This is a genomic window from Glaciihabitans sp. UYNi722 (assembly GCF_040549465.1).
Lineage (GTDB): Bacteria > Actinomycetota > Actinomycetes > Actinomycetales > Microbacteriaceae > Lacisediminihabitans.
The window spans coordinates 285,846-292,855 of record NZ_JBEPTL010000001.1; the positions used below are offsets into that span (position 1 = coordinate 285,846).

General features: G+C 65.3%; 3 protein-coding genes and 1 pseudogene. 1 reads left to right on the forward strand and 3 read right to left on the reverse strand.

The genetic code is table 11. The features are described 5' to 3' along the window. Nucleotides 1-3 precede the first annotated feature (3 nt). Complete coding sequence (locus ABIB56_RS01375) at nt 4-780, reverse strand: SGNH/GDSL hydrolase family protein (RefSeq protein ID WP_354566986.1); 777 nt, start codon at nt 778-780, stop codon at nt 4-6. 64 nt (nt 781-844) lie between these two features. Beyond that, nucleotides 845-1,171 (reverse strand): annotated as a pseudogene (locus ABIB56_RS01380) (DNA glycosylase AlkZ-like family protein); the annotation flags it as partial. Nucleotides 1,172-1,362: 191 nt separating this feature from the next. Between ABIB56_RS01380 and ABIB56_RS01385 the strand changes: the two are divergent. Then, entirely contained in the window at nt 1,363-3,165 is a 1,803-nt protein-coding gene (locus ABIB56_RS01385) for a DEAD/DEAH box helicase (protein ID WP_354566988.1), read from the forward strand. Nucleotides 3,166-3,285: 120 nt separating this feature from the next. Here ABIB56_RS01385 and ABIB56_RS01390 read toward each other — a convergent pair whose 3' ends face one another. Next, nucleotides 3,286-6,867, reverse strand: a complete 3,582-nt coding sequence (locus ABIB56_RS01390) for an error-prone DNA polymerase (RefSeq protein WP_354566990.1) — start codon at nt 6,865-6,867, stop codon at nt 3,286-3,288. Nucleotides 6,868-7,010: the final 143 nt, after the last annotated feature.

Genomic DNA, 7,010 nt, shown 5'->3' on the forward strand with positions numbered 1-7,010 from the left:
CCGCTAGGGCTGGTACGGCCCCGCGGCAGGGCGCTTGGCCGTGATCCCGTCGCCTGACGACTGGTGGCGCACCCGGCGCAGCACCCACGGCACCAGGTATTCGCGAGCCCACCCGATGTCTTCCACGCGCGCCTGGCGCCATGGTCGTGGCGGGAGTTGGTCGGGGTTGTAAGGCTTGAGGTCGTTCTCCACGTTCAGGGCGAGCAGCACCATCCGCGCGATCGTGTTGTGGCCGATCGGTGAGAAGTGCAGGCGGTCCGGAGCCCACATCCGTGAATCCTTCAGCTCTCTCAGCGCCCACATGTCGGCGACGACGAGGTCGTGGCGAAGGGCGATGGCTCTCAGGTTCTCGTTGTAGATCGCGACTTTGCCGCGCATCCGGCCGAGCATGGGGGTCATCCCGATGTCAGGTCCGTTAAAGAGCACGACGGTCGCGTCGTTGGAGCGCAGGCGAGCGATGCCCTTCTCCAGGCGCTCGGCCACGTCATCCGGGTCGGTGTTGGGGCGGATGATGTCGTTGCCGCCCGCAGAAATTGTGATGAGGTCCGGGCGAAGTTCCATGGCCGGTTCCACCTGCTCATCGAGGATCTGACGCAGTAGGCGACCGCGGATCGCCAGGTTCGCGTAGGCGAAGTCGTCGGTCTGCGTGCTCAGCACCTCGGCGACACGATCCGCCCAACCACGGCTGCCGCCGGGGCTCTTCGGCTCCGGGTCGCCGATTCCTTCGGTGAAGGAGTCGCCGATCGCGACATAGCGGGACCACGGATGTTGCTGAATCATGGTTCCAGCCTGCCCCAAAGATTCACGGCGCGCCAACGCGCCTGTTGCACTTTCGGTGAGGCCCTCACTCTGGTCGCTGCTCGATGCGGATGTCCGTGTCTGTCCCATCAGTATCCAGGAAGCCCAGCAGTGCGAGGGCCTCCTTCTCGACCGCACGTTTTTCGGGAGCGGTCAGCTTCTCCAGGGCGGTCACCATCAGCTGGGAGCGCAGCCGCTCCACAACCTCGCCGAGGCGGGTCAGGCCGCACCAGGCCTGGACATCCATCACGGATGCCGGACCGAAGGCCGCGAGATAGCGCAGCACCATGGCGTCGACCGACGGTGTCGCCTCCACGGATGCGCCGAGCCAGGTCTCGACAGTGCTGTGCTTCGCCTGGCCGCTCAAACGCCAGACACCCTCGGCGGTGTCTGTACCAGCGGAAGGTAATAGCGGGCCACCTGGGAGAGCGAAGCGGGGTCGTGATCAGGCCAACGTTCTTTCAGTCGCAGACCGAGCGCCGCGAAGGTGATGGGCCTCTGGCTAGCGACAACATCCGTCATGCTGTGCGGTCAGGTCGGTCGTTGCAGGTAATGTCGAAGGCGATGAGCATCCCCCTGTCGTTCGGCCACCCCGTTGGCACCTCGGCAGCCGAACATCTCTCGCCGTCCTTCCCCGAGCGCGCTGCCAGGGGAACCGCCGACAAGCTCCGGGCCTGGCAGGCGGAGGCGCTCGACGCCTACTTCGTCTCGGAGCCGCGAGACTTCCTGGTCGCCGCGACGCCGGGAGCAGGCAAGACCACTTTCGCCCTGCGACTGGTCACCGAACTTCTCGCCCAGAAGAAGATCGACAGGGTGACGGTGGTCGCACCGACGGAGCATCTGAAGCGCCAGTGGGCGGACGCCGCGCATCGGGTCGGCGTGCGGCTCGACCCGAGCTTCAAGAACAGCCACGGCTGGCATGGCAAGCACTTCCACGGCATCGCCGTCACCTACGCCCAGGTCGCCACCAGGCCCGCCCTGCACAAGCACCTGACGGAGGGCGGTCGTTCGCTGGTCATCCTCGACGAGGTACACCACGGAGGCGATGCGCTCAGCTGGGGTGACGCGATCCGCGAAGCCTTCGAACCGGCAGTGCGCCGCCTCTCGCTCACCGGTACGCCGTTCCGCTCAGACACCTCGCCGATCCCTTTCGTCACCTACTACCCCGACGAGCACGGCGTGCGAACCTCACAAGCCGACTACGCCTATGGCTACGGTCGCGCGCTAGCCGATGGCGTGGTGCGTCCCGTCATCTTCATGGCCTACGCGGGCAAGATGCGCTGGCGCACCCGCACCGGCGACGAGATGGAGGCGCGCCTCGGCGAAGGCGATACGAAGGATGTCACCGCGCAGGCCTGGCGCACGGCGCTCGACCCGGAGGGCGAATGGGTGCCGGCGGTGCTCAAGGCGGCCAATCGTCGGCTCACCGAGGTTCGACACGGTATCCCGGATGCCGGTGGCCTCGTGATCGCGACGGACCACTACGCCGCACGTTCCTACGCCACCATTCTCGAAAAGATCACCGGACAGGAACCGACAGTCGTGCTGTCCGACGAGAAGGCGGCGAGCGACAGGATCACCCACTTCGCCGAGAGCGACAGCCGCTGGATGGTGGCGGTGCGGATGGTGTCGGAGGGCGTCGACATCCCGCGGCTGGGGGTCGGTGTCTATGCGACATCCGCATCCACCCCGCTGTTCTTCGCCCAGGCGATCGGACGCTTCGTGCGCACGCGTCGTCGCGGGGAGACGGCATCGATCTTCCTGCCGAGCGTGCCCAGCCTGCTGGGCCTGGCCGGTGCCCTCGAGCTTGAGCGCGATCATGCCCTCGACCGGGATCCCGGCGAGGGATTAGAGGAGATCCTTCTCGATGACGATGCCGTGGATGATGCGAACCGCGTCGAGTCGGCATCCGGTGACGCACTGCTGTTTGACTTTAAGGCGCTGGAGTCGGAGGCCAACTTCGATCGCGTGCTCTTCGACGGCGACGAATACGGCGCGGGAGCGGCGACCGGCAGCCTCGAAGAGCTCGACTTCATCGGCATTCCAGGGCTGCTCGAGCCGGAGCAGGTGCAGGAACTACTGCGTCACCGGCACGCCAGGCAGGCCCGTCGCATCGACGATCGCCAGAAGCGCACGGAGGCCAATGGCGAGGAGTCCAACGAGCCGGCGCCGCTGTATCGCAATCTGAAAGAGCAGAGAACCCTGCTTAACAGCCTGGTCGGCATGCGTGCGAAAGCGACGGGGGAGCCACACGGCCTGATTCACGCCGAACTGCGCCGAATCGCCGGTGGCCCGGCGGTGCCACAGGCCAGTGTCACGCAACTGCAAGCCCGCATCGACCTGCTGCGGCGCGGACTGCGAAGCTAGCTGCGCCCGTCGCGATGTCGCGTCGTCGACGTCGATGACGATGACGATGACGTCGAGAGTCGCCAAATGGCCCCTCGGTACGGCTGACAAGGGCCATGTGGCGACTTTCGCGGCGCGGAGCTACCGAAAGTCGCGCGATGTCGCACGCACGGACAGTGCCAGCGGTTCGAATCCGTCGGCGATCAGGTTGATGACCCCCTCCGGTGAGCGTTCGAGGGTTCCCCGCACGATGAGCGCCGAAGCATCCCTCGCCACCCGTCGATAGCGGTTCCACACGCCGACGCTGCAGACCACGTTCACGAGACCCGTCTCGTCTTCGAGGTTCATGAAGGTGATGCCGCTCGCGGTCGCCGGACGTTGCCGATGGGTCACCACCCCGCCGACAGTGATGCGCCTCCCCACCTCTGCGGTTGCCAGCTGCGATGAGCTCAGCACACCGCGCTCCGTCAGCATCGGTCTCAGGTGATGGATGAAATGGTCATCGGGCGACATCCCCATGGACCACAGGTCGGAACCCAGCACTTCGAAGGAGCTCGGCATCGAGAAGAGCGGCGGCTGCACAGCCACCACAGTCTCCGGGAGGAACTCTGCTCTGTCCTGCGCGGCGCTTTCCGCCAGCCAGAGCGCCTCGCGCGTGCCGAGGCCGAAGGATTCGAAAGCACCCGCGGCCGCGAGGGTCTCGAGCTGCGCCGTCGTGAGTCCGGTGCGCCGCACCAGGTTCGCCATGTCGGCGAAGTCGCCGTGGGCTTCGCGCTCGACGACGATCCTCTCCGCTAGCTTCTCGCCGATCCCTTTCACCTCGGCAAGCCCCAACCGAACCACGAAACGCCCGTCCCGCCGATGGTCGTCAGTGTCGAAGTGCGCATTCCGGTCAAACTTCTCACTGACAGGAGGCTGGTCCTGCGCCACGCACGATGCGTTCCCCGTAGCAAACACCCCGAGGTGCGGATCTGAGTTTTCCGCAGACTGACCCGAGGTCAGGGGGTCGGCCAGGTCAGCGCTTGTTAGTCCTGCGGAAAGCACGGAGGTGGAAATGTCGGCCAGCCCGCCCCGGATTCGGCGGGCATCTTTGGGCAGGTTGAGCTCGCCGACCTCCTGACCGTTACCGACATCCCCACTATCCTGCGGCTCAAGTCCAGCCAGAACCCCGGACCTCAGGATGTCCGGTCGCACCACTGTCACCCCATGTCGCCGCGCATCCGCAACGAGGGTATTGGCCGAGTAGAACCCCATCGGCTGAGCCCGCAGCAGCGAGGCGAGGAAGGCGGCGGGATAGTGCAGCCGTAACCAGGCGCTCGCGTAGACGAGCAGGGCGAAGCTGAGCGAGTGGCTCTCGGCGAAGCCGAAGCCGGAGAAGGCCTCAATGCGTCCGTAGATGTCGTCGGCATCAGAGCCGACGATGCCATTGCGTTTCATGCCGGCGTAGAGCGTGCCTTTGAGCTTCTCGATCTTCTCCAGGCCGCGCTTGGATCCCATGGCCCGGCGCAGCTGGTCGGCATCCTCCGCGGTACAACCGCCAACGGCGACGGCGATCTGCATGAGCTGTTCCTGGAAGATCGGAACCCCGAGAGTGCGCTCGAGTACCGGCTCGAGGAGTGGATGAAGATAGCTGACTTTCTCCACACCCGACTTGCGTCGCACATACGGATGCACGGCCCCGCCCTGGATCGGCCCGGGCCGCACCACGGCGATCTCGACCACGAGGTGATAGAACGTCCGTGGCTGAAGCCTGGGGAGCATGCTCATCTGCGCTCGACTCTCCACCTGGAACACCCCGATCGAGTCGGCACGGCAGAGCTGGTCGTAGACCCCCTGCTCCTCCTTCGGAATGCTGTCGAGGGTCCAGGCTTCGCCGAGACTGTCACGAACGAGGTCAAAGCAGTGTTGGAGTGCATTGAGCATGCCGAGCCCGAGCAGGTCGAACTTGACCAACCCCATCCATGCGCAGTCGTCTTTGTCCCACTGCAGCACGGTTCGCCCGTCTTTACGGCCGTGCTCGATCGGACAGACCTCCCCGACGGGACGTTCGGTGAGCACCATCCCCCCGGAGTGGATTCCCAGGTGTCTGGGGAAGCCCCTGATCTTCTTAGCGAGGTAAACCACAGCATCCGGAATTTCATGGTCGGGGCTCGCAGCCAGACCGCCGTGGTGTTCGACCTGCTTCGACCAGGCATCCTGCTGGCCCGGGCTCGCCCCGAGTGCCTTGGCCATGTCGCGCACGGCGAACCTGTCACGGTACTGGATCACATTGGCCACCTGGGCCGCGTTCTCTCTGCCGTATTTCTCGTAAACGTACTGGATAACCTCTTCGCGCCGGTTGGAGTCGAAGTCCACATCGATGTCCGGTTCCTCGTTGCGCATGCTGGAGAGGAACCGTGCAAAGGGGAGCTGGTAAAAGATCGGGTCGACAGCTGTCACATCGAGCAGGTAACAGACGGCCGAATTCGCTGCGGAGCCACGGCCCTGGCAGAGAATACCCCGACCACGCGCGAATTTCACGATGTCGTAGACGATGAGGAAGTAGCCGGGGAAGTTCTTGCCTTCGATCACCCCGAGTTCTTCCTCGATGCGCTTGCGATCGCCGTCTGTGGCGTCAGGATACTTGCGGGGAACTGCGTCCCAGACCAGCTTTCTGAGGTAGGTCATGGGCGAATAGCCCTCGGGCACCTCCTGGGCCGGCAGTTCCGGTCGTGCACTTCGCAGCCGGAATCCCAGATCTTCCGCCAGTTCTACCGAGCGTTCCACCGCGCCGGGGTAGCGGGCGAAACGGGCGGCCATCTCGTCGCCGGAACGCAGGTGGGCAGCCCCGGATGCCGGCAGCCAGCCGTCGAGATCGTCGAGGCTCCGGCGCGCACGCACCGCCGCAACCGCGGAGGCGATGCGAAACTGCTCCGGTCGCGCGTAGTGGACATTGCCCGTCGCCACCACCGGCAGCCCCCGACTTTCGGCCAGGGCGAAGAGGGCGTCGTTGTAGTCGCTGTCCAGCGGATTGCCGTGGTCGAAGAGCTCGACGTTCAGGTTGTCTCGCCCGAACAGGTCGACGAGGCGGTCGAGTTCGCGCGCGGCCGCCCGCGGACCCTCTGCGATCAGAGCCTGTCGAACCTGGCCTTTTCGGCATCCGGTCAGGATTGCCCAGTGACCGCCGGACCGTTCGCCGAGTGAAGTGAGATCGTAGAGCGGCCGGCCCTTCTCCCCACCGGCGAGTTGCGCTGCGGTGATGGCACCCGCGAGCCGGTGGTAACCCTCCTCCTGGCGGGCGAGAACGAGCAAATGGCTGCCTTCCGGATCGGCCACGCCGTTCTGCGGTGCGACCAGCCCGAGAGAAAGCTCAGCCCCGAACACCGTGCCGATGTCGGGATGCTCTTCCGCCGCCTCGGCCATGCGCGGAATGCCGTAAAAACCGTCATGGTCGGTGATGGCGAGTGAATGCAGGCCGAGTCGCGCCGCCTCTTCGAGCAGTTTCTCCGGAGGGGATGCCCCGTCGAGAAAACTGAAAGTGGAGTGGGCGTGTAGCTCGGCATAGGCGACAGTGCTGTGGATGCGCGGCAAGGCGGATTCGGGCGGCCGGTAGGGCTGCCGCTTGTGCGAATAGGCAGGACCATCGCCACCGTCACGCTCGGGAGTCTTACTCCCCGCGCGACTGCGACTGGAGAGAACACGCTCCAGTTCAGCCCAGGGAATCGGGGGATTATGCCAGCCCATCAGCTCGTTCCTCGCTGCCGGGCAAACGCACTGCGCCAACTAACAATCCAGCTCGTTCCTCGCTGCCGGGCAAACGCACTGCGCCAACTAACAATCCAGCTCGTTCCTCGCTGCCGGGCAAACGCACTGCGCCAACTAACAAT